The following is a 20,260-nucleotide window of genomic DNA, read 5'->3' as shown; positions in this document are numbered from 1 at the left end:
CGATCTTGCGGCATCAGGCGGCCTCGACCGCCTCCACCGCTTCGACCTCAGGCACGAAATGACGCAACAGGTTCTGGATACCGTGCTTCAGCGTCGCCGTCGAGGACGGGCAACCGGCGCAGGCGCCGCGCATGTTGAGATACACCGTGCCGTCGCGATAGCCGCGGAAAGTGATGTCGCCGCCGTCCTGGGCCACCGCCGGGCGAACGCGGGTTTCCAACAGTTCCTTGATGGTCGCGACGGTGCTCGAATCGCTTTCCTCGAAGAACTCTTCCCCGTCCGGCATCGCTTCGCCGGCGGCCATGTCCGCCATGACCGGCTCGTTCGACATGAAGTGCTCCATCAGCCCGGCGAGAATCGCCGGCTTCAGGTGCTGCCAGTCCGGCCCGTCCTTGGTGACGGTGACGAAGTCATAGCCGAAGAAGACGCTGGTCACACCGGGGATCTGCATCAATCGCGTCGCCAGCGGCGAACGCTCGGCATCTTCGTTCGAGCGGAATTCGATGGTGCCGTTCTCGACGACGACGCGGCCCGGCAGGAACTTCAGCGTCGCGGGATTCGGTGTCACTTCGGTCTGGATGAACATGTCACGCCCCTTTCGCGGCATCGACGCCGCGGCAATCTTTGGAATTGTTCTAAACTTACAGCAGCGCTGCGCTCGCTGCAACAAGACGTAAACTGAAGATAAGGTGCCAAATCGCTCCTCAACAGAGGCTGGCGATATCCTCATCGGTCAAAGTCGCCGGCACGATCGTCACCGGGATCGGGAACGCCGCGCCCTTGCCCGACACCGAAGAAACCAGCGGCCCCGGCCCCTCGGAGGCCTCGCCGGCCGCCAGGACGAGAATCGCGATCTCGCGATCGGCCTCGATCAACGCGTGGATCTCGTCGATCATCGTGCCTTCCCGCACCACGGCCTCAGGCTCGATCCCGACCTTTTCGCGCAGTTCGTCGGCGACCTTGGCAAGCCGCGTCTCGGCCTCCTCGATCGCCTCGGCACGCATGATCTTCTCGACGCCGAGCCAATGCTGGAAGTCTCCCGGCTCGATCACGTAGAGCAGCACCGCGCCGCCGCCGCTCGCCTTGGCGCGATACGCGGCATACGCCGCCGCGCGCCCGCATTCGGGGGTTTCGTCGATGATGGCGAGGAACTTGCGTTTGCCGCCGGCGTCCCGACCGATGCGTCTTGATACCATGGCGGCAAGATGGCAGCGCCGGGGCCGCACGGCAAGATGGTGGTGGTGGCCGGCGCGTTCACTCCCGACGAACGGAAAATGACAACCGGCCTGCGCCGACGAACTAGCGGATCAATCGCGCAGAAAGCCGACGATGTCCTTGACGTCCTTCATCGTCGCGTCCGCGATGGCGCCGGCGCGCTCGCCGCCATCCTTCAAGACCGCGTCGATATGCGACGGATCGGCGAGATAGCGGCGCATTTCACCGCTGATCGGCGCGAGGATGTCGACGGCCAACTCCGCCAGGGCCGGCTTGAACTCGGAAAACTGCCGGCCGCCATATTCGGCCAGCACATCGCCCTTCGACCGCTCGGCGAGCGCGGCGAAGATGCCGACCAGATTGTCGGCCTCGGGCCGCTCCTTCAGGCCGTCCACCTCGGAGGGAAGCGCGTCGGGATCGGTCTTGGCCTTGCGGATCTTCTTGGCGATGGCGTCGGCATCGTCGGTCAGATTGATCCGCGACAAATCCGACGGGTCCGACTTCGACATCTTCTTGGCCCCATCCTTGAGGCTCATGATCCGGGTCGCCGACCCTTCGATCAGCGGCTCGGTGATCGGGAAATAGCCCGCGGTGCTTTCCTCGCCTCCGGTGATCGGCACCGCGAGCCCAGTCGCTTCGATGCGCTCGGCAAAGTCGAAATTGAACTTCGCGGCGATGTCGCGGGTGAGCTCCAGATGCTGCTTCTGGTCGTCGCCGACCGGGACATGGGTCGCGCGGTACAGCAGGATGTCGGCGGCCATCAGGCTGGGATAGGCCAGCAGGCCGAGCGAGGCGTTCTCGCGGTCCTTGCCGGCCTTTTCCTTGAACTGGGTCATCCGGTTCATCCAGCCGACGCGGGCGACGCAGTTGAAGATCCAGGCGAGCTCCGCGTGGCCGGAGACCCGGCTCTGGTTGAAGACGATGTGCTTGTTCGGGTCGATGCCGGCCGCCAGGAAGGCCGCGGTGATCGAACGGATCTGTCCCGGTAAATCGTCCTGGACGAGCTGCGCGGTGATCGCGTGCAGGTCGACGACGCAATAGAGGCAGTCGTGGCTCTCCTGCAGGGCGACAAACTTTTTGATCGCACCGAGATAGTTGCCGAGATGCAGATTGCCGGTCGGCTGCACGCCGGAGAAGACGCGTGGGGTGATGTCGCTCATGGTCGGCGGCTCCAAAGGATCGCGGCGGTGTGGAAAATCGCGGGCGTTATGGCGGAGAGATCGGCCGCGATCAAGCGTGGGCCGGTTCGGGCAACGCCGTCGGCGCCGCTCAGATTTGCGGCTTCTTTCGCTTCAGCACAGCCAGAAACAGCTTGCGATCCGCCGCGCCGGTCGCCAACGCCAGCGCGAAATAGATCGCCATGGCCGAGGACACAAGGATCAGAATCGCGAGGGCCTGCGTGGTGACGGGCGATTCTGGCCGCAGCCAGTCGCCGAGTTCGACCATCTCCAGGACCAGGACAGCGCCCATCAACAGCGATGACAGAACCACCAGAGCCGAGCGCTTCACCAGTTCGCGGTCGATCTCCCATAGGCCCTTTCGATACAGCCCGGCGAAAAGCAGACCGGCATTCAGCCAGCCGGCGATGGTGGTGGCCAGAGCAATGCCGCGTTCCGCGATCAGCCAGAACAGGATGAGCGACAGGACGATGTTGGCGCCGGCCGAGATCAGCGTCGCGATCATCGGCGTCCGCGTGTCCTCGCGGGCGAAATAGCCGGGCGTGAATACCTTCGCCATGACGAAGGCCGGCAGGCCGAGGGCATAAAGCCCGAGAACCGCCGCCACGGCGGGGGTCGCGGCCGCGTCGAAGGCGCCGCGCTCGTAGAGGACGCGGATGATCGGCTCGGGGATGATGAACAGTGCGACGGCAGCCGGCAGCGTCAGGAACAGCGCGAATTCCAGGCTGCGGTTCTGGGTATGCTGGGCTTCCCGCAGCCGGCCGGCCTTGAGCGCCCGCGCCAGCTCCGGCAGGAGCACGACGCCGATCGCGATACCGACCATGCCGAGCGGCAATTGATAGGGCCGGTCGGCGTATTGCAGGGTTGAGACAGCGCCTGGCTTGAAGGAGGCGATCGCTTGGCCGACGAACAGATTGATCTGGGTGATGCCGCCGATCAGCGCGGCCGGACCGGCCAGAACCAGAAGCCGCTTCAGCCGCTTGGTCCAACGCGGCCACCGCAGCGCGACGCTGAAGCCGGCCATGCGCATGGCGACGACCACCATGGCGAGCTGCGCGAAACCGGCGATCAGGACACCCCAGCTCATCAAAAAGCCGATCGTCGCCTTGTCGGCGCCGTCCCAGAGCGCAAAGCCAAGGACGCCGATCAGGATGAAGTTCAACAGCGTCGGCGCCACCGCCGCGGCAAAGAAGCGGCGAAAGGCGTTGAGGATGCCGGACACCATCGCCATCAGCGACATGCAGGCGAGATAGGGAAACATGATGCGCGAGAAGGTCACGGTGATGTCGTAGCGCGCGGCACAGGAGATCACGTTGCCGCCGGCCGCCGGGTCGTCGATGCAGACCGCGAGACCCGGCGCGATGATCGTCTTGACCAGGAACGGCATGAAGATCATCGCCAGCACGGTCACAGCCACGAGGATCGTGAACAGCGTCGAGAACACTTCGTTGGCGAAGCCCCGGGCACCCTCCTCGCCTTCCTCCTCCAAAGACCGCGCGAACAGCGGAATGAAGGCGGCGTTGAAGGCGCCCTCGGCGAACAGCCGGCGAAACAGGTTCGGAAAGCGGAAGGCGAGGTTGAACGCATCCGCCACCGGGCCGACGCCGAGGGCGGAGGCCATCATCATCTCGCGGCCAAAGCCGAAAATGCGGGAGACGAGCGTCGCCCCGCCGACCGTTGCAAACTTGGAAAGCAGGCTCATCGATGGGGTATGCCGAAAGCGCGAGGGGATGACATGACGACGGACGAGGACACTTCGCCCTCGGAGCTTTCCAGAACGCGCGTCAGGCGCGCCTCGATGCGCTCGATCCGCGTCTCACTGGTGATCTTGGTGCCGATCAGATCGGTGACGTAGAAGACGTCGACGACCTTTTCGCCATAGGTCGAGATATGGGCCGAGCGAATGTCCAGATTGAGGTCGGAAATCGCGCCGGTGACATCCGACAGAAGGCCCGGGCGGTCCAACCCCTCGACCTCGATGACGCTGAACTGGTTCGACAAATCGTTGTCGACGCTGACCCGCGGCTTGACCGGAAACAGCGTCGTCTTGCGCAAGGGCTTGCGCTGCGCGATGAGGTTCGCCGGCATCTCGCTCCCCTGCAACAGCTTGGCGATGTTGTCGCAGATTCGCTGGGCGCGGCGGATCTCGTCATCGTCGGACACAAATTCGCGGTTGAGCACCATGACGTCCAGCGCGCGACCGTCGGACATGGTGAAGATCTGCGCGTCGGCGATGTTGGCCCCGGCCCCGGCACAGGCGCCCGCCAGCAGCGACAACAGCCGCGGATGATCCGGCGCCAGCACCATGATCTCGGTCACCTCGTGGAACTTGTCGGTCCGTACGCTGGTGGCAAGCGGCTGGTCGGCCTTGGCGGTTCGAATGAACTCGGCGTGGCGGACCTGATCCTCGAGCGGGGCGGTGAGGAAATAATTGGGATAGTGCAGATCGAGATAGACCTGTCGCTCGAGGGCGGGCCAGGCCGCCAGCCGCTCGGCCAGAATCGCGCGCGCGAGAGCGATCCGCTCGCCCCGCGACGACTGGGTGAAGCCGCCGGTCAGCGTCGGTTCGGTCTCCATGTAGAGCGTCCGCAAGAGCTGGCCCTTCCAGCCGTTCCAGACGCCGGGTCCGACAGCGCGGATGTCGCAGACCGTCAGCACCGTCAGCAGCTTCAACCGGTCGAGCGTGCGCACCCGTTCGGCGAAATCGAGGATCGTCTTGCGGTCGTTGAGATCGCGCTGCTGCGCCGTCATCGACATCACCAGATGGTCCTCTATCAGCCAGGCGACGAGATCCGTCTCGCGCTCGTCGAGGCCGAGGCGCGGGCATAATTGGCGGGCGATCCTGGCGCCGGCGACCGAGTGATCTTCCGGCCGGCCCTTGGCGACGTCGTGCAGAAGCAACGCCACGTAGAGCGCCGTGCGGTCCTTCGGCGTGCGCATGAACCCCGTGGACATCGGCACTTCGTCGGCGAGCTCCCCGCGCTCCATCCGCGACAGTGTGGCGATCGAGCGCAGCAGATGTTCGTCCACCGTGTAGTGGTGGTACATATTGAACTGCATCATCGCGACGATCTTGCCAAAATCCGGAATGAATCGTCCGAGCACGCCGGCCTCGTTCATCCGGCGCAGATGCAGTTCCGGGTCGACCGGGTCGGTAAGAACGTCGAGGAACAGGCTGTTGGCATCCCGATCCTCCCTCAGATCGGCGTTGACGAGCCGGATCGACCGGCGGATCAGCTTCAGCGCGTCCGGATGATACTCCAGCTCATGCAGCGCGGCGAGCCGGAAGATCCGGATCAGGTTCACCGGGTCGTCGCGGAAGACGTTCGGCCCGGTGACGTTGATGCGGTTGTTGTCGATATGAAAGGCGAGCGTGCCGGGGATTTTCCTGGCCCTATTGCGCAAGCTGCGCACGAAGCCTCGCAGGCCCGGGGCGGTCTTGGCGTGCTGCTCTTCCAGCGCCGCGCAGAAGATGCGCGTCAGATCGCCGACGTCCTTGGCGATCAGGAAGTAGTGCTTCATGAAGCGCTCGACATCCTTCAACCCCGGATGGGAGTTGTAGCCGAGACGCGCGGCAATCTCCGGCTGCAGGTCGAAGGAGAGCCGTTCTTCCGCCTTGCCGGCGACGAAATGCATGTGGCAGCGCACCGCCCAGAGGAAATCCTCGGCCTTATGGAACAGCCGTCCCTCCCGCCGCGAGAACACCCCGGCCTCGACGAGCGCTTCGGTGGAGTTCACCCGGTAGTGATATTTGGCGATCCAGAACAGAGTGTTGAGATCGCGCAGGCCGCCCTTGCCTTCCTTGACGTTCGGCTCGACCAGATAGCGGGTGTTGCCGGTCTTGGCGTGACGGACGGAGCGCTCACCGAGCTTGGCGGCGATGAACTCCTCGCTGGTCCCCTCGACGATTTCGGCCTCGAAGCGCTGGCCGAGTTCGATCAGCAATTCCTCGGCGCCGGCGATCAGCCAGCGTTCCAGGATCGAGGTCCGGATGGTGAAGTCGGAGCGGGCCAGCCGGATGCATTCATCGACCGTGCGGGTGGCGTGCCCGACCTTGAAGCCGAGATCCCACAGCAGATAGAGCAGATATTCGGCCACCTGCTCGCCGAGCGCGGTCTGCTTGTAGGGCAGGAGAAACAACAGATCGACGTCGGATCCGGGCGCGAGCGTGCCGCGGCCGTAACCGCCGACCGCCAAGATCGCCATACGCTCGCCGGAGGACAGATTCGCCGAGGGAAAGACGTAGCGCAGAGCGAAATCGTGGATTTCCCGGATCACCGCGTCCTGCAACGAGGCGAGCCGCTGGGCGCACAAGAGGCCGCCGCCATCTTCGAACAGCATCTCCTCGATCATCGTCCGACCGTGGCGGATGGTATCCTTGAGCAGCGCCAGAACTTCGGCCCGCGCCGCCGTCGAAGCGCCGCCGGAAGAGTCCTTTTCGGCGATCGACGCGAGCCCCGATCGCAGCATCTCGACGTCGAGGATGCCGTCGAGTTGGACCTGTTCGCCGGTCTCGACGAACGGCAGGAGGCTCGGCTGGGCGGGGCTGGCCTCGAGCATGGTCATATGCGGTCCTGCTGCTTGTTCGCTTCGCGGCGAAGGCTATAACCCATTCGCAGACCCCTTGCGAGAAAACTCACCATGGCTTCCGCGCCACCAAGGCATCGCTCCTGAACGAAAAAAGGGCCACCCGCGGAAGCGGATGACCCTTGGCCCGGACGCTGCACGCGGGTGCAGCAATCGCATTTTCCGGATTAGCGGCGAACCTGTCGGCGCTCGAACTCGTCCGCCTGACGAAGCTCGAAGTCCGAACCTGGAACGATGACCGAACGCGCGTCCACGGACGGCGCGGAACGCTCGGATACGTAGCCGAAGGCGCGCGCGTTGCCAGACGCCGACGGCGCGAGGGAGACGGAGCCGTCGACGACGGACTGGCGCTGCGCTTCCTGCTGCTGCTGGATGTAGAAGTCGGAGCCCGGCACGAGCGACTGGGCCGCGGCAGGCAGAACACCGGCAAGAGCGGCAACAGCGACGGAAATAGCGAGGATGTTCTTCATATCATAATTCCATTTATTTCGTTTTGGGGCGAGGTGGCCCGGTTGCATTGGATTGCTTGGGCCGCCGTCGCCGGTGAACACCAGCTAATGATGATCTATCGGGATGAAATACATATCTGTTGAACAGTCCGTCCGAAATTACCGTGTCAAAACGAAGTGATCGCTCCGTGAGACGTGGATTTGTGGACAATCGACATAATCCATTGCGGGGTGCAGTTTGGAATTTCTTCTCGGGGCCGCGATCGATGGCCCCGGCGGCGCCCACCCGGCCATAAAAAAAGGGCCGCCCGTCAGGACGACCCTTTCTCACATGCGCGCGTGGCCGTTTTGGGCTACGCAGCGATTCCCGGTTACTTCACGGCGTCGGTCGAAGCCTCGTCCTGCAGCACATCCTCGGTCGTGGTCACCTTGGCCTCGGCTTCCGACGTGCTCATCGTCGCGCCCGAACCCGGGACGAGGAGCGTGCCGTCGGCAGCCGTCTCCCCGGTGGTCTCGGCTTTCGTACCGGCTGCAACCGCGTCGCGCTCAGTAGCTTCGTTCAGCTGGATCTGAGCCTCGCTGCCCGGGACCAGTGTCTCGGTGGTCGCGTCCGCTTCGGCCGCACCGGTCGCCGCACCGGGGTTGTCAGCAACCGCATCGCGAGTCGCCGCCTCGTTCTCCTCGATGATGGTCTCCGACCCCGGAATTTTCGGCGCGGCGTCCTGAGCGTATGCAGAAACGGTCAAGATTGAGGCGCCGATGATAGCAGCGGAAAAAATAGATGCATTCTTCATAGTGTAAAACCTTTCATACTTGCGGCGACAGAATGCTTAGGTCTCTGCTACCGCCCGTTTAGAGATCGTTAATCTCGTCCATTGCCAAACGGTCGCCCGCCTTCCCGGTTCCGTAGTTTTTAGCCGGCTATAAATTCAACAAAATGTGATGCGAACTACTTGCCCGGTCGTTGCGCCGAGGGAACAGCGCGGATCGCATTCTGGCGGATGCGCACCGTCACCCGTCAGACGGGATCGGGCTGGCGCGTGTCAGCGTGAAGGGCGAGCGAGCGCGCTCAACCGGTAAAGCGCTTCGAGCGCATCGCGCGGCGACAGGCTGTCGGGATCAAGCGCAGCGAGCGCATCGCGAAGCGCGTGGTCTGGCTCAGGCTCGTGAGGATGGGTTTCGGCGCGCCGTGCGACCGCCGAGAATAGCGGCAGGTCGTCGACGAAGGCGGTCCGCTTCTCGCCCTGCTCGCCGCGTTCGAGTTCGGCCAGCACCTGCCGGGCGCGTTCGACCGCCTTGGGCGGAAGCCCAGCCAGCTTGGCGACCTGAATTCCATAGGACCGGTCGGCGACACCGGCCGTGACCTCATGCAGGAAGATCACCTCGCCCTCCCACTCCTTCACCCGCATGGTCGCGTTGCGCATGCGGGAAAGCCGCGCGGCCAGCGCGGTCATCTCGTGGAAATGGGTTGCGAAGAGTGCCCGGCAGCGATTGACCTCATGCAGGTGCTCGACCGCGGCAAAGGCGATCGACAACCCATCATAGGTCGCCGTGCCCCGGCCGATCTCGTCGAGGATGACCAGCGCCCGCTCGCCCGCCTGATTGAGGATCGCGGCGGTTTCGACCATCTCAACCATGAAGGTCGAGCGGCCCTCGGCGAGGTCATCCGAAGCGCCGACCCGGCTGAACAGGCGATCGACGACCCCCACATGCGCCCGCGCCGCCGGCACGTAGGAACCCATCTGTGCCAGAACAGCGATCAGGGCGTTCTGGCGCAGAAAGGTGGATTTGCCGCCCATGTTCGGGCCGGTGAGCAGCCAAATCGATCCTGCCCCCTCCTGCCCGGCCCCAGGTGGCGACAGGTCGCAGTCGTTGGAAACGAACGGCTCGCCCGACCCCGCCTTCAGCGCTGCTTCGACCACCGGGTGGCGGCCGTCCTCCACGATGAAAGCAAGGCTGTCGTCGACAAGCGGCGGCGTCCACTCCTCGGCGACGGCGAGTTCGGCCAGGGCGGTGGACACATCGAGCACCGCCAGCGCCTCGGCGCCACGCTGCAGCGCCTCCGCCGCCCCGCCGACGGCGGCGACCAGGCGCTCGAAGGCCTCGAACTCGATCTTGAGCGCTTCGGCCGCGGCGCCGGCGATCCTCGTTTCCAACTCGCCGAGTTCGGTGGTGGTGAACCGCATCGCCGACGCCATGGTCTGGCGATGGATGAAGCGCGTTTCGCCGTCCTCGCCGGCCAGCGCCTTGGCCTGCGCCTCGCCGACCTCGACGAAATAGCCGAGCACGTTGTTGTGCTTGATGCGCAGATTCCGCGCCCCGGTCTCGGCGGCGTAGCGGCCCTGCAACTCGGCGATCACACGCCGGGAATTCTCGCGTAGCGTCCGCGCCTCGTCCAGCGCCGGTATCGCGCCGTCGCGGACGAAGCCGCCGTCGCGCTTGAGGAGCGGCATCGCCTCGGCGAGCGTATCCGACAGCGCCTCATGCAAGGATTGCGGCAACGCGGCGAGCGCCGTGACCGCATGGCGCAGTTCGTCTGGCAGCTCGACATCGGCGGCAGCGGCGATGGCGAAGCTCGCCTCCAGGCCGTCGCGGATCGCCGCGAGGTCGCGCGGACCGCCACGGCCGAGCGACAACCGCGACAGCGCCCGCTCGGTGTCCGGCAGGCCGGTGAGCGCCGCGCGCAAGCGCTGGCGGTTCGGCATATCCTCGACGAAAGTGCCGACCGACGCCTGCCGAGCCCGGATCGCCGCCGGGTCGGTCAGCGGGGCGGCGAGCCGACCGGCTAAAAGCCGGGCGCCCGCACCGGTCACGGTCCGGTCGATGGTCGACAGCAGGCTGCCCTGCCGCTTGCCCGACATTGTCCGGGTCAATTCCAGCGAGGCGCGGGTCGCCGGATCGATCTGCATGAGCGAGCCGGCGACCACCCGCTCGGGCCGCTGCAGGGCGGGGCGCGCCGCCATCTGGGTCTTGCCGAGATAGGCGATCAGCGCGGCCGCGGCGGCGAGTTCGACCCGCGAGAAACCACCGAAACCGGACAGCGTCGCCACACCGTAGAAGCGGCAGACCCGCTCCTCGGCGGTCGCGCCGTCGAACAGCGCCTGCGGCTCGGGCCGCGCGGCACGGCCATACCGGCGCAACAGTGGCTGTAGCGTCTCGTCATGGAAGACCGGCTCGGCGACGACGATTTCGCTCGGCTCGATCGCGGCGATGTCGGTAGCCAAGCGCCCGATGTCGGTTTCCGCGAGGCGGAAGGTGCCGGTCGACAGATCCGTCCAGGCCAGGGCGAAGGCCGCATTTGGGCCGGAGCCTCCCAATCGCGCCAGCGCCATCAGATAATTCGGACGCCCTGGCTCGAGCAGCGCCTCCTCGGTGATCGTCCCCGGCGTCACCAGGCGAACCACGTCGCGCTTCACCACCGATTTGGCGCCACGCTTGCGCGCTTCGGCAGGGTCCTCGATCTGCTCGCAGACCGCGACCCGATGGCCGAAGGCGATCAGCTTCTGCAGATAGTCGTCGGCCGAGACCACCGGCACGCCGGCCATCGGGATGTCCTCGCCGAGATGCCTGCCCCGCTTCGTCAAGGCGATGCCAAGCGTTCGCGACGCCTCGGCCGCATCATCGAAGAACAGCTCGTAGAAATCGCCCATGCGATAGAACAGCAGGCAGTCCGGATTGGCCGCCTTGATCTCGATATATTGCGCCATCATCGGCGTCGGGGCGGCGTCCTTGTCGGCCGTCATTGCGCGGATCGGTCTCTTTCGTTCAAACTGGGGCCGCCCGGTCGTGCGGAACGCCGACGAACGCGGCCAACCATACAAGCTCCCCTCCGCTTAGCTGCGTGGCTATCGCGATGGAAGGGGAGATGAAGACAATTGCAGGGGGAAGCATGGATCAGCGCACGACAGGTCACCGCAAGCCGTCCGTCTCCGACGCCGAGGCACTGGATTTTCATTCCTCCGGGCGGCCGGGCAAGCTGGAGATCAACGCGACCAAACCGATGGCGACCCAGCGCGACCTGTCGCTCGCCTATTCGCCCGGCGTCGCCGTGCCGGTGCGCGCCATCGCGGAAGACCCGGACAAGGCGTTCGACTACACCGCGCGCGGCAACATGGTGGCCGTCATCTCCAACGGCACGGCGATTCTCGGCCTCGGCAATCTCGGCGCGCTGGCCTCCAAGCCGGTGATGGAGGGCAAGGCCGTGCTGTTCAAGCGCTTCGCCGACGTCGATTCCATCGACCTGGAGATCGACACCGAGAATGTCGACGAATTCGTCAATTGCGTGCGCCTGCTCGGCCCGTCCTTCGGCGGCATCAATCTGGAGGACATCAAGGCGCCCGACTGCTTCATCATCGAGGAGCGGCTGCGCGCGGCGATGGACATTCCGGTGTTCCACGACGACCAGCACGGCACGGCGATCATCGCCATCGCGGGGCTGATCAACGCACTCCATCTTACCGGCCGCGATCTCGCCTCGACCAAACTGGTCGTCAACGGCGCCGGCGCCGCCTCGATCGCCTGTATCGACCTCATGAAGGCGATGGGCTTTTCGCCGGAGAACGTCATCGTCTGCGATACCAAGGGGGTCATCTATCGCGGGCGCGAGGCCGGCATGAACCAATGGAAGTCCGCCCACGCCGTCGACACCGACCGGCGGACCCTGGCTGACGCCATGGACGGCGCCGATGTCGTTTTCGGTCTGTCGGCCAAGGGCGCGTTCACCCCCGACATGATCGCTTCGATGGCGAAGAATCCGATCATCTTCGCGATGGCCAACCCCGATCCGGAGATCACGCCGGAGGAAGTGGCGGACATCCGCACCGACGCGATCATGGCGACCGGGCGTTCGGACTATCCCAACCAGGTCAACAACGTCCTCGGCTTTCCCTATATCTTCCGCGGCGCGCTGGACGTGCGCGCGACGACAATCAACGAGGCGATGAAGGTCGCCGCCGCCGAAGCGCTTGCCGCTCTCGCCCGCGAGGACGTGCCCGACGACGTGGTCGCGGCCTATCGTGGCCAGCGCCCGCAATTCGGCCCGGACTACATCATCCCGGTCCCGTTCGATCCCCGCCTGATCTCGGCGATCCCGCGGGCGGTGGCCAAGGCGGCGATGGACACCGGCGTCGCGCGCCGCGCGATCACCGATTTCGACGCCTATGACAGAGAGCTGCGCTCGCGGCGCGACCCGATCGCCTCGACGCTGCAGCGCATCTTCGACGGCGTGCGGCGCGATCCCAAGCGCGTGGTCTTCGCCGAGGGTGAGGAGCCGCAGGTGATGCGGGCGGCCGTCGCCTATGTGAACCAGAATCTGGGCACCGCCATTCTGCTCGGGCGCGATGCGGAGATGCGCGAGACCGCGCGCGAGGCCGGCATCGATCTCGACCGTCCCGGCCTCGAGCTGGTCAATGCGCGGCTTTCCAACCGGGTCGACGACTATACCCAGCTGCTCTACTCCCGCCTCCAGCGAAAGGGCTACCTTCACCGCGACTGCGTCCGGATGATGCGCAACGACCGCAATCTCTTCGCCAGCGCCATGGTCGCCATGGGCGACGCCGACGCCATGGTGTCGGGCGTTACACGCAACTACCAGACGGTTCTGCAGGACGTCGGCCGGGTGCTCGACGTCAAGCCGGGCCACACGATGATCGGCGTCTCGGTCGTGCTGTGTCGGGGCCGGACAGTTCTGGTCGCCGACACCGCGGTGCATGACATGCCGAACGCGCAGGAACTCGCCGACATCGCGATCGAGGCGGCGGCGATGGCCCGCAAGCTCGGCTACGAGCCCCGCGTCGCCATGCTGGCCTACTCGACCTTCGGCAACCCGCCGGGGGAGCGGGCGCAGAAGGTGCAGGAGGCGGTCCGCATCCTCGATGGGCTGAACGTCGATTTCGAGTATGACGGCGAAATGAACGCCGACGTGGCGCTCAACGCCGAGATCATGGAGCAGTACCCGTTCTGCCGGCTTTCAGGCCCTGCCAACGTCCTGGTGATGCCGGCCTTTCATTCCGCCTCGATCGCCACCAAGATGCTGCAGGAACTGGGCGGCTCGACCGTCGTCGGGCCGCTGCTGGTCGGGCTGGAAAAGCCGGTGCAGATCGTCGCGCTGGGAGCCAAGGATTCCGAGCTCGTCAACATGGCGGCCATTGCCGCCTATGAGGCCATCGATTAACGCGCGAACAGATGTAATGGCGATCGCGACATTGCCGTCGCGACCGCGAGGAACCATGTCAGGTTCGTCAGCTTCCGTTCATCGGTGCTGTGCCAATATCGACAAGCTGCCGCCTTCGCTCGAGGCGGACGATCGCCCGAGAAAGTTCCCCATGCTGAGAACCGCCCTTATCCTCGCCCTGTCGACACTCGCGCTGACCAGTCTGGCGGCCGGTCAAGGCGGCGACGAGAATGTCATCGTCCTGCAATACGCCGCTGAACATCCGAGCGACAACGCACGATTGCCGACGGCGCCGCAACTCGGCGATTCCGTGCCGGATACGATTGCGCTGCAACAGGTCGACGGCAATTCCACGCTCGCCTATTTCTACTACAATGGCGAACCGGTGCTGGTCGATTTGAAGACCCGCAGCATCGTGCGGATCGGCCAGTAGATTAGGCCACGCGCGCCCTTCAGGCGGCGAAGCGGCTGGCGTCAGCGCCGTAGTGACCAATATAGCGCGGGTTGATGTTGGCCCGTGGCAGCACGACGAGAACGTCGGTCGTGCCGAACTGATGGTCGACGACCGCGCCTTCGCCGATATAGCCGCCCAGCCGCAAATAACCCTTGAGCAGCGGCGGCAGCGCCGCGAGCGCCCTGCGCGCATCGACCGCGTCAGCGGAGTCGGGGGGGAAAACTCCGACCTTGGCATGGGCACGCACCCGCCATTCCGCCGGCGCTGGCGCGTTCTGTCTCAAAAAGGCGAGCGGCACGGCCAGCGCCTCGGGATCGGTGCCCGCCAGCGAGGCGCAGCCGAACAACACGTCAACGTCGTGGCCGAGCACGTAGCTCCAGATCCCCTGCCAGAGCAGTTCGACAGTGCGCTTGCCGCGATATTCCTTGAGCACACAGGAACGCCCGAGTTCGAGGAACCGGGTGCCTTCATGCCTGGCAAGCATCGGCGCGATGTCGAATTCCTGGGCGGTGTAGAAGCCGCCGGCCAGAATGGCCATCTCGCCGCGCAACAGCCGGTAGGTGCCGACGATGCGGTTCGGGATCGCGCCGCCGCGGCTGTGATCGAGAACCAGAAGGTGGTCGCAATAGCGGTCGTAGCCGTCCCGGTCCCGGCGGGTCATTTTCTGCAACTTTGACGGCTGGGCGCTCATTTCCTCGTAGAAGACGTGATAGCGCAGCTTCTGCGACGCCCTGACCTCGGCCGGCCGGCGCGCCAGGCGGACCTCGAGCTGCCCGATCCGCCCGAGAACGGGCGACATCGGATCGAACCGCCGGGTCAGGTGGCGCAACCTCGCGGGAACCGTAGCCAGACCGGCGGCGCCAGGATCCGGTGCCGTCAATCCCGCGCCGATCAGTGGCGCCTGCCTCGTGCCCTGTCCGATCATCGCATCCTCCGTCCGGCCAACTCCGCGCTGCAGTGCCATAGCGATCGACAGCGAAGAATTTGTGACCGTACCGCCGCCACTATCACTCAAGTGGCCGCGACGAACAACGTCCCGGACGCGGGTCGGTTCACGTCATGTCGACGACGACGCGGCCGCGGATCTTGCCCTCGACGATGTCCTTGGCGGCATCGAGAATGCCGTCGAAGGTGATTTCCGTCGCGATCGACCGCAGCTTTTCCGGTTCGAGATCAGTCGACAGCCGGCGCCACGCCTCCAGCCGCCGCGGTTTCGGCGCCATCACCGAATCGATGCCGAGCAGCGAGACGCCGCGCAGAATGAACGGGGCGACCGAGGCCGGAAGGTCCATGCCTTGCGCAAGCCCGCAACATGCGACGGCGCCGCCATAGGAAGTCGCCGCCAGGACGTTCGCCAGGGTGTGACTGCCGACGGCGTCGACGCCTGCGGCCCAGCGCTCCTTGGCCATCGGTTTGCCCGGCTCGGAGAGTTCGGCGCGATCGATGATTTCGGCAGCGCCGAGATCGGTCAGCCAGCCGGCTTCGTCCGGCCGGCCAGTGGACGCGATGACATGCCAGCCGAGCTTCGACAGGATCGCCGTCGCGACCGAGCCGACCCCGCCGGAAGCGCCGGTGACGACCACCGGCCCACGATCCGGCCCCATTCCGGCCTTCTCCAGCGCCAGCACGCACAGCATCGCCGTGTAACCGGCGGTGCCGATCGCCATCGCATCCTTCGGCGAAAAGCGCTCGGGCAGCGGCACCAGCCAGTCGCCGTTCAGTCGGGCGCGGCCGGCATAGGCGCCGTAATGGGTCTCGCCGACGCCCCAGCCGTTGAGCACGACCTTGTCGCCCTCCTTCCAGTCGGCGTGGGTAGAGCGGATCACGATTCCGGCCAGATCGATGCCGGGGATCAGCGGCCAACGGCGCACGACCGGCGCCTTTCCGGTGATGGCGAGGCCGTCCTTGTAATTGACCGTCGTCGCCTCGACGGCGACGTCGACGTCGCCTTCCATCAGATCGTCCGGCGCCATCTCCACGACATTCACCGACTGCTTCTTCTGCTCGTCCCGCGATACCAGGATCGCCCGAAACGTCTCGCTCATTGCATCACTCCCGTTCTGATATTCGACTGAGGGCGGGGACCGGCGATGTCAATCGCGGGGTTCACCGACCTTGGCGACCGTCCCGCGCCGCGGCGCCAGAATGAACTCCTCGACGAGGATCACGACCGCGCCCACGGTGATGAAGGCGTCGGCCAGGTTGAAAACGGCGAAATCCCAGACCGGCGTATGGAAATAAATGTAATCGACGACATAGCCGAGCCGGACCCGATCGATGAGGTTGCCGATCGCGCCACCGACGATGATCGCCAGACCGAGATGGAGGAGACGTCGCTCGGGTGGCGTCTTCACCCAGAGATAAAGGACCACCGCCAGAACGAGCCCGGACAGAAGCGACAGCCCGACATCGCCGAACCCCGCGAACATCGAAAAGGCGATGCCGGTGTTGCGGGCGTGATAAAGCGCGAGGAAGGGCAAGACCTCGATCGCTTCGCCCAGATCCATCGTGGCGACGACGAGCGCCTTGATCGCCTGGTCGGCAATGACCGCGACTGCGACGAGAATGACGTTGAAACCGATGAACGCGCGCATCACAGGCTGAGCGCTCCCCGGCGCACTTCGAACAGCATCACGCCGGTGGCGACCGCGAGATTCAAACTGTCGGCGCGCCCCGCCTGCGGAATCCGCACCAGGACGTCGCAAGCCTCCGTGAGCCGGTCGGTCAGGCCGGCCTGCTCGTTGCCCATCAACAGCACCGTCGCCCCGGCGCCGTAATCGGGTTTGCGGTAGTCGATCGCTCCCGCCATGTGGGCGCCCGCGACCAGGCCCTTGAAGCGCTTGCGCCATTCCAGGAATTCCGCCTCGCCCGCCCGCGCCAGCGGAACCGAGAAGATCGAGCCCATCGTCGCGCGGACGGTTTCCAGCGAGAACGGGTCGACGGTCTCGCCGATCAACACGACGCCGGAGGCGCCGGCCGCGTCCGCGGTGCGCAGCACGGTGCCGAGATTGCCCGGATCGCGGACCCGGTCCAGCGCCACCACGACGTTGTTACCGGTCACATCGAGCTTGGCGAGCGGCGTCAGCCGGCGGCGGAAGACGCCGACGGTGTTCTGGGGATTGTCGCGGCGGGTGATGGCTTCCAGCACCTTGGCGCTCGCCTCGACGAGGTCGGCGCCGAGCGACACGGTCCGCGCCGCCGTTTTCGCCAGCAGTTCCTGGCCGATCTCGGCCTTGGCGACGATCAGGGTCTGGATTTCCCAGCCCGCGTCGAGCGCGTCGATCACCAGCTTCAGGCCTTCGGCGAGGAACAAACCGGTCTCGTCGCGATGCCGCTTCTGCGCCAGCGCGCGAATATCCTTGATGATCGGATTGGAGATGCTCGACACCTCCTTGACCCGGCCGGGGGCGCGCGTCGGCGCGAAGTGGGGCCGGGGTTCGGCGCCCGAGGCCGGTGGTGGACGATCAGACATGGTCGGCGCTCCAGCGCGAGAAGAGGGACGTCGACAGGAGGCGCGGTTCGTCGCCGGCCTCGCGGATAACGAGTTCGCCCGATTGCAGGTTGCCGCCGAGCCCGCGAAAGCTCTCGCCCATGAGCGCCGACAGGGCGTAAAACGACGCGCGGATCGAATAGGCGGTGAGGATCACGAACAGCGGACGATCCGACAGAAGTTCACGGACGAGACCCAGAAGATAGGGCAGATCGTCGAAGAGCTGCCAGACTTCGCCTTTCGGGCCCCGGCCGAATTTCGGCGGGTCGAGCAGGATCGCGTCATAGCGGCTGCCGCGTTTGACCTCGCGCTCCACATAGCGGATCGCGTCCTCGCAGATCCAGCGGATCGGACGCGCGCCGAGCCCGGCCATCTCCTGGTTCTCCCGCGCCCAGCCAACCGCCTTCTTGGAGGCGTCGACATGAGTGACCTCGGCCCCGGCGCGGGCGGCGATGAGCGAGGCGATGCCGGTGTAGCCGAAGAGATTGAGCACGCGCACCGGGTTGTTTCCCCGTTGGCTGGCGGCGCGGATCGCGGCCTCGGCATAGGCCCAGTGCGCCGCCTGCTCGGGAAACACGCCGACATGACGGAAGGAGGTGAACCGGCCCTGATAGGACAACCCGTCATGAACGAGCGGCCAGGTCTCGCCGAGCGGCGCATGGGGAAAGCGCCAGCGGCCGGTGCCCTCCTCGTCGGTGTCGCCGGTAAAGACAGAGTCGGCCCTCTGCCACTCATCCGGCTTCAGCCGCGGCCGCCAGATCGCTTGGTTTTCCGGCCGACGAACCAGCAGCGGGCCATAGCGCTCCAGCTTCTCGCCGCCGCCCGAATCGATCAGCGCGTAATCTTCCGTCGGCTCCACGGTGAGGATCAGCGGCCCCTCTTCGCTCGGACGCGCGCCCACTCGCTCGGATAGCGTCAGCCGCGTCGATGGCTCCACCGGTCGGCCGGGTCGGCCGCCCCCGCGCTGTTCGTCGCCGCCCGGGCGCGCGCGCTCCGGCCGGTCCGCCTCATGCTTGCGGGACACCGTCCGAGCCGGTTTCGTGGCCGTCTTGTGGTTCGGCCGCCGCGTTCGCGCCAAGGCGAAACTCCCTGCTACTGTGGTTCAGAGCGCTCCTTAGCGGTTCCTTGGCGGCTTGGCAAAGCGACCAAAAACGTGCAGCAAGTCGCGAGCAACATATTGCGGGCGCCAGAACTCGCGCCCGCCAAACAGGGAGGATCAACATGGATCTGAAGGGCGAATATCGACTGTCGGCGCCACGTGAAAAGGTCTGGGCCGCGCTCAACGACCCGGACGTTCTTCGCGCCTGCATCCCCGGCTGCCAGAGCCTGGAAATGACGGGCGAGAACGAGATGGCCGCGACGGTCGTCACCAAGGTCGGCCCGGTCAAGGCAAAATTCTCGGGCGAGGTCCGTCTGGAGAATATCAACGCGCCGGAGAGCTATTCCATCGTCGGCGAGGGCAAGGGCGGTATCGCCGGCTTCGCCAAAGGTGGCGCCGACGTACACTTGGCCGAGGACGGCGCGGACACCATCCTCACTTACGACGTCAAGGCCCAGGTCGGCGGCAAGATTGCCCAGCTGGGCGGACGGCTCATCGATTCGACCGCCAAGAAGCTCGCAGGACAGTTCTTCGATTGTTTTGCAGAGACGGTCTCAGGCGGCACGGCCGCGGCCGAAGGCACGACCGAATCCGTCTGAGGCGCGGCCAGCGCCTCGGCGAGGGATCGCGGACTATCTGGAACGCAAAGGCCCGCTGCATGGCGGGCCTTTTGACGAGAGTGCGACGTAGGGCCGGCTCGGTCACCCATACCCGCAGGTTTGGTATGACGCCGCTCCTATTACGCCGCCCGTGAGGTCGCCAGTGCCGTCGAATTGGAGGCGGCCTGCCCGTAGGAGGCGCGGTCACGTTCTTCCTGGAGCTGGCGAAGTTTCGCCTTGTTCTCCTCGGTTTCACGCCGCAGCTTTTCCACCTCGTATTTGCGCTTCCAGGACTTGCGCCGGTAATGCGCCTGAGTCAGCCAGGTGCCGATCCCGCCCAGCACGACGCCGATGATCACCGACCCCATCAAAAGAATGAACAGCGGCGCCTCGAAGGCGAGCTGCGGCATCGAGCCGATCGGATCGAGCGAAACCGGGATCGCCTCGCGGTTGGCCACGCTGAAGACGACCAGCACGATGGCCAGGGGAACCAGAATGAGCAATGAAAGTATTTTCGAAATCATGCGCCTACGCCTCGGACCTCTGTCGGCTGCGGCGCCCCTGCACCGGCATCCGCGGGCTTTGTCATCGTTTGAAAATGGGCGCCAAACCGGATGCGTCAATCATTCTGACGGGTATCGCGGTCGACGCCTGCCTCACTCCTCGTTCAGGCGCTCGCGCAATTCCTTGCCGGCTTTGAAGAACGGGACCCATTTCTCCTCGACCTCGACCGCTTCGCCGGTGCGCGGATTGCGGCCCGATCGGGGCGGGCGATTCTTCACCGAGAACGCTCCGAAACCGCGCAGTTCGACCCGGTTCGACTCGCACAGCGCCTCGGTGATCTCGTCGAAGATCGCCTTAACGATCGTCTCGACGTCGCGCTGGTAGAGATGCGGGTTGCGGCTGGCGATCGCCTGCACGAGTTCCGACTTAATCAAGCGATTTTCCCCTCTTGGTGTCCGGCCCGGTCGCTTCCGACCGCCGAACTCTCAGCGCGTCCCGTTTTGCAATGAGAAA

General features: G+C 65.5%; 18 protein-coding genes. 3 read left to right on the top strand and 15 right to left on the bottom strand.

The window, feature by feature from the left end; translation table 11 throughout:
- Positions 1–13 precede the first annotated feature (13 nt).
- The 8 genes from VQ044_RS03060 to mutS all read right to left on the bottom strand — a co-directional run bounded on the left by VQ044_RS03060 (position 14) and on the right by mutS (position 11,172).
- On the bottom strand, positions 14–586 hold the full coding sequence (locus tag VQ044_RS03060; RefSeq protein ID WP_327623630.1) for a NifU family protein: 573 nt from the start codon (positions 584–586) through the stop codon (positions 14–16).
- Between the two features lie 118 nt (positions 587–704).
- Positions 705–1,196, bottom strand: a complete 492-nt coding sequence (locus VQ044_RS03055) for a universal stress protein (RefSeq protein ID WP_327623629.1) — start codon at positions 1,194–1,196, stop codon at positions 705–707.
- 111 nt (positions 1,197–1,307) lie between these two features.
- The gene (trpS, locus tag VQ044_RS03050) at positions 1,308–2,375 is read right to left on the bottom strand and encodes a tryptophan--tRNA ligase (protein WP_327645175.1); all 1,068 of its coding nucleotides are present in this window, start codon (positions 2,373–2,375) and stop codon (positions 1,308–1,310) included.
- A 109-nt stretch (positions 2,376–2,484) separates the two neighbouring features.
- Complete coding sequence (gene murJ / locus VQ044_RS03045) at positions 2,485–4,095, bottom strand: murein biosynthesis integral membrane protein MurJ (protein ID WP_327645174.1); 1,611 nt, start codon at positions 4,093–4,095, stop codon at positions 2,485–2,487.
- Complete coding sequence (locus VQ044_RS03040) at positions 4,092–6,953, bottom strand: [protein-PII] uridylyltransferase (protein WP_327645276.1); 2,862 nt, start codon at positions 6,951–6,953, stop codon at positions 4,092–4,094. The genes murJ and VQ044_RS03040 overlap by 4 nt, the downstream gene beginning before the upstream one ends.
- A 194-nt stretch (positions 6,954–7,147) precedes the next feature.
- Positions 7,148–7,450 (bottom strand): hypothetical protein, encoded by a 303-nt coding sequence (locus tag VQ044_RS03035; RefSeq protein WP_327645173.1) that lies wholly within the window; start codon positions 7,448–7,450, stop codon positions 7,148–7,150.
- Between the two features lie 350 nt (positions 7,451–7,800).
- On the bottom strand, positions 7,801–8,175 hold the full coding sequence (locus tag VQ044_RS03030) for a hypothetical protein (protein WP_327645172.1): 375 nt from the start codon (positions 8,173–8,175) through the stop codon (positions 7,801–7,803).
- Positions 8,176–8,472: 297 nt separating this feature from the next.
- Positions 8,473–11,172, bottom strand: a complete 2,700-nt coding sequence (gene mutS / locus VQ044_RS03025) for a DNA mismatch repair protein MutS (RefSeq protein WP_327645171.1) — start codon at positions 11,170–11,172, stop codon at positions 8,473–8,475.
- Positions 11,173–11,294: 122 nt separating this feature from the next.
- Here mutS and VQ044_RS03020 point away from each other — a divergent pair, with 122 nt between their 5' ends.
- Together VQ044_RS03020 and VQ044_RS03015 are read left to right on the top strand one after the other, a co-directional pair.
- Positions 11,295–13,601 (top strand): NADP-dependent malic enzyme, encoded by a 2,307-nt coding sequence (locus VQ044_RS03020; protein WP_327623623.1) that lies wholly within the window; start codon positions 11,295–11,297, stop codon positions 13,599–13,601.
- 151 nt (positions 13,602–13,752) lie between these two features.
- Positions 13,753–14,034, top strand: a complete 282-nt coding sequence (locus VQ044_RS03015; RefSeq protein WP_327623622.1) for a hypothetical protein — start codon at positions 13,753–13,755, stop codon at positions 14,032–14,034.
- A 19-nt stretch (positions 14,035–14,053) separates the two neighbouring features.
- On the opposite strand, the gene VQ044_RS03010 is transcribed toward VQ044_RS03015, so the two are convergent.
- From VQ044_RS03010 to VQ044_RS02990, 5 genes are all read right to left on the bottom strand, one after another.
- Positions 14,054–14,980, bottom strand: a complete 927-nt coding sequence (locus VQ044_RS03010) for a GNAT family N-acetyltransferase (protein ID WP_442872850.1) — start codon at positions 14,978–14,980, stop codon at positions 14,054–14,056.
- A gap of 127 nt (positions 14,981–15,107) precedes the next feature.
- Positions 15,108–16,100 (bottom strand): acrylyl-CoA reductase (NADPH), encoded by a 993-nt coding sequence (gene acuI, locus VQ044_RS03005; RefSeq protein WP_327645170.1) that lies wholly within the window; start codon positions 16,098–16,100, stop codon positions 15,108–15,110.
- Positions 16,101–16,148: 48 nt separating this feature from the next.
- The gene (gene lspA, locus VQ044_RS03000) at positions 16,149–16,652 is read right to left on the bottom strand and encodes a signal peptidase II (RefSeq protein ID WP_442872849.1); all 504 of its coding nucleotides are present in this window, start codon (positions 16,650–16,652) and stop codon (positions 16,149–16,151) included.
- Positions 16,649–17,527 carry a TrmH family RNA methyltransferase gene (locus tag VQ044_RS02995; RefSeq protein WP_327645168.1) on the bottom strand — a complete coding sequence of 293 codons (879 nt, stop codon included), beginning with the start codon at positions 17,525–17,527 and terminating at the stop codon, positions 16,649–16,651. The genes lspA and VQ044_RS02995 overlap by 4 nt, the downstream gene beginning before the upstream one ends.
- Entirely contained in the window at positions 17,520–18,623 is a 1,104-nt protein-coding gene (locus tag VQ044_RS02990) for a class I SAM-dependent methyltransferase (RefSeq protein ID WP_327645167.1), read from the bottom strand. The genes VQ044_RS02995 and VQ044_RS02990 overlap by 8 nt, the downstream gene beginning before the upstream one ends.
- A gap of 143 nt (positions 18,624–18,766) precedes the next feature.
- Here VQ044_RS02990 and VQ044_RS02985 point away from each other — a divergent pair, with 143 nt between their 5' ends.
- Complete coding sequence (locus VQ044_RS02985) at positions 18,767–19,243, top strand: SRPBCC family protein (protein WP_327645166.1); 477 nt, start codon at positions 18,767–18,769, stop codon at positions 19,241–19,243.
- Positions 19,244–19,383: 140 nt separating this feature from the next.
- On the opposite strand, the gene VQ044_RS02980 is transcribed toward VQ044_RS02985, so the two are convergent.
- Positions 19,384–19,767, bottom strand: a complete 384-nt coding sequence (locus VQ044_RS02980) for a LapA family protein (RefSeq protein ID WP_327623616.1) — start codon at positions 19,765–19,767, stop codon at positions 19,384–19,386.
- Positions 19,768–19,899: 132 nt separating this feature from the next.
- Positions 19,900–20,181 carry an integration host factor subunit beta gene (locus VQ044_RS02975; RefSeq protein ID WP_327623615.1) on the bottom strand — a complete coding sequence of 94 codons (282 nt, stop codon included), beginning with the start codon at positions 20,179–20,181 and terminating at the stop codon, positions 19,900–19,902.
- Between the last annotated feature and the right edge of the window lie 79 nt (positions 20,182–20,260).

Origin of the sequence: Aurantimonas sp. C2-5-R2, from assembly GCF_036549495.1 — a bacterium.
Lineage (GTDB): Bacteria > Pseudomonadota > Alphaproteobacteria > Rhizobiales > Rhizobiaceae > Aurantimonas > Aurantimonas coralicida_A.
This window is presented reverse-complemented; position numbering and strand designations above follow the sequence as displayed.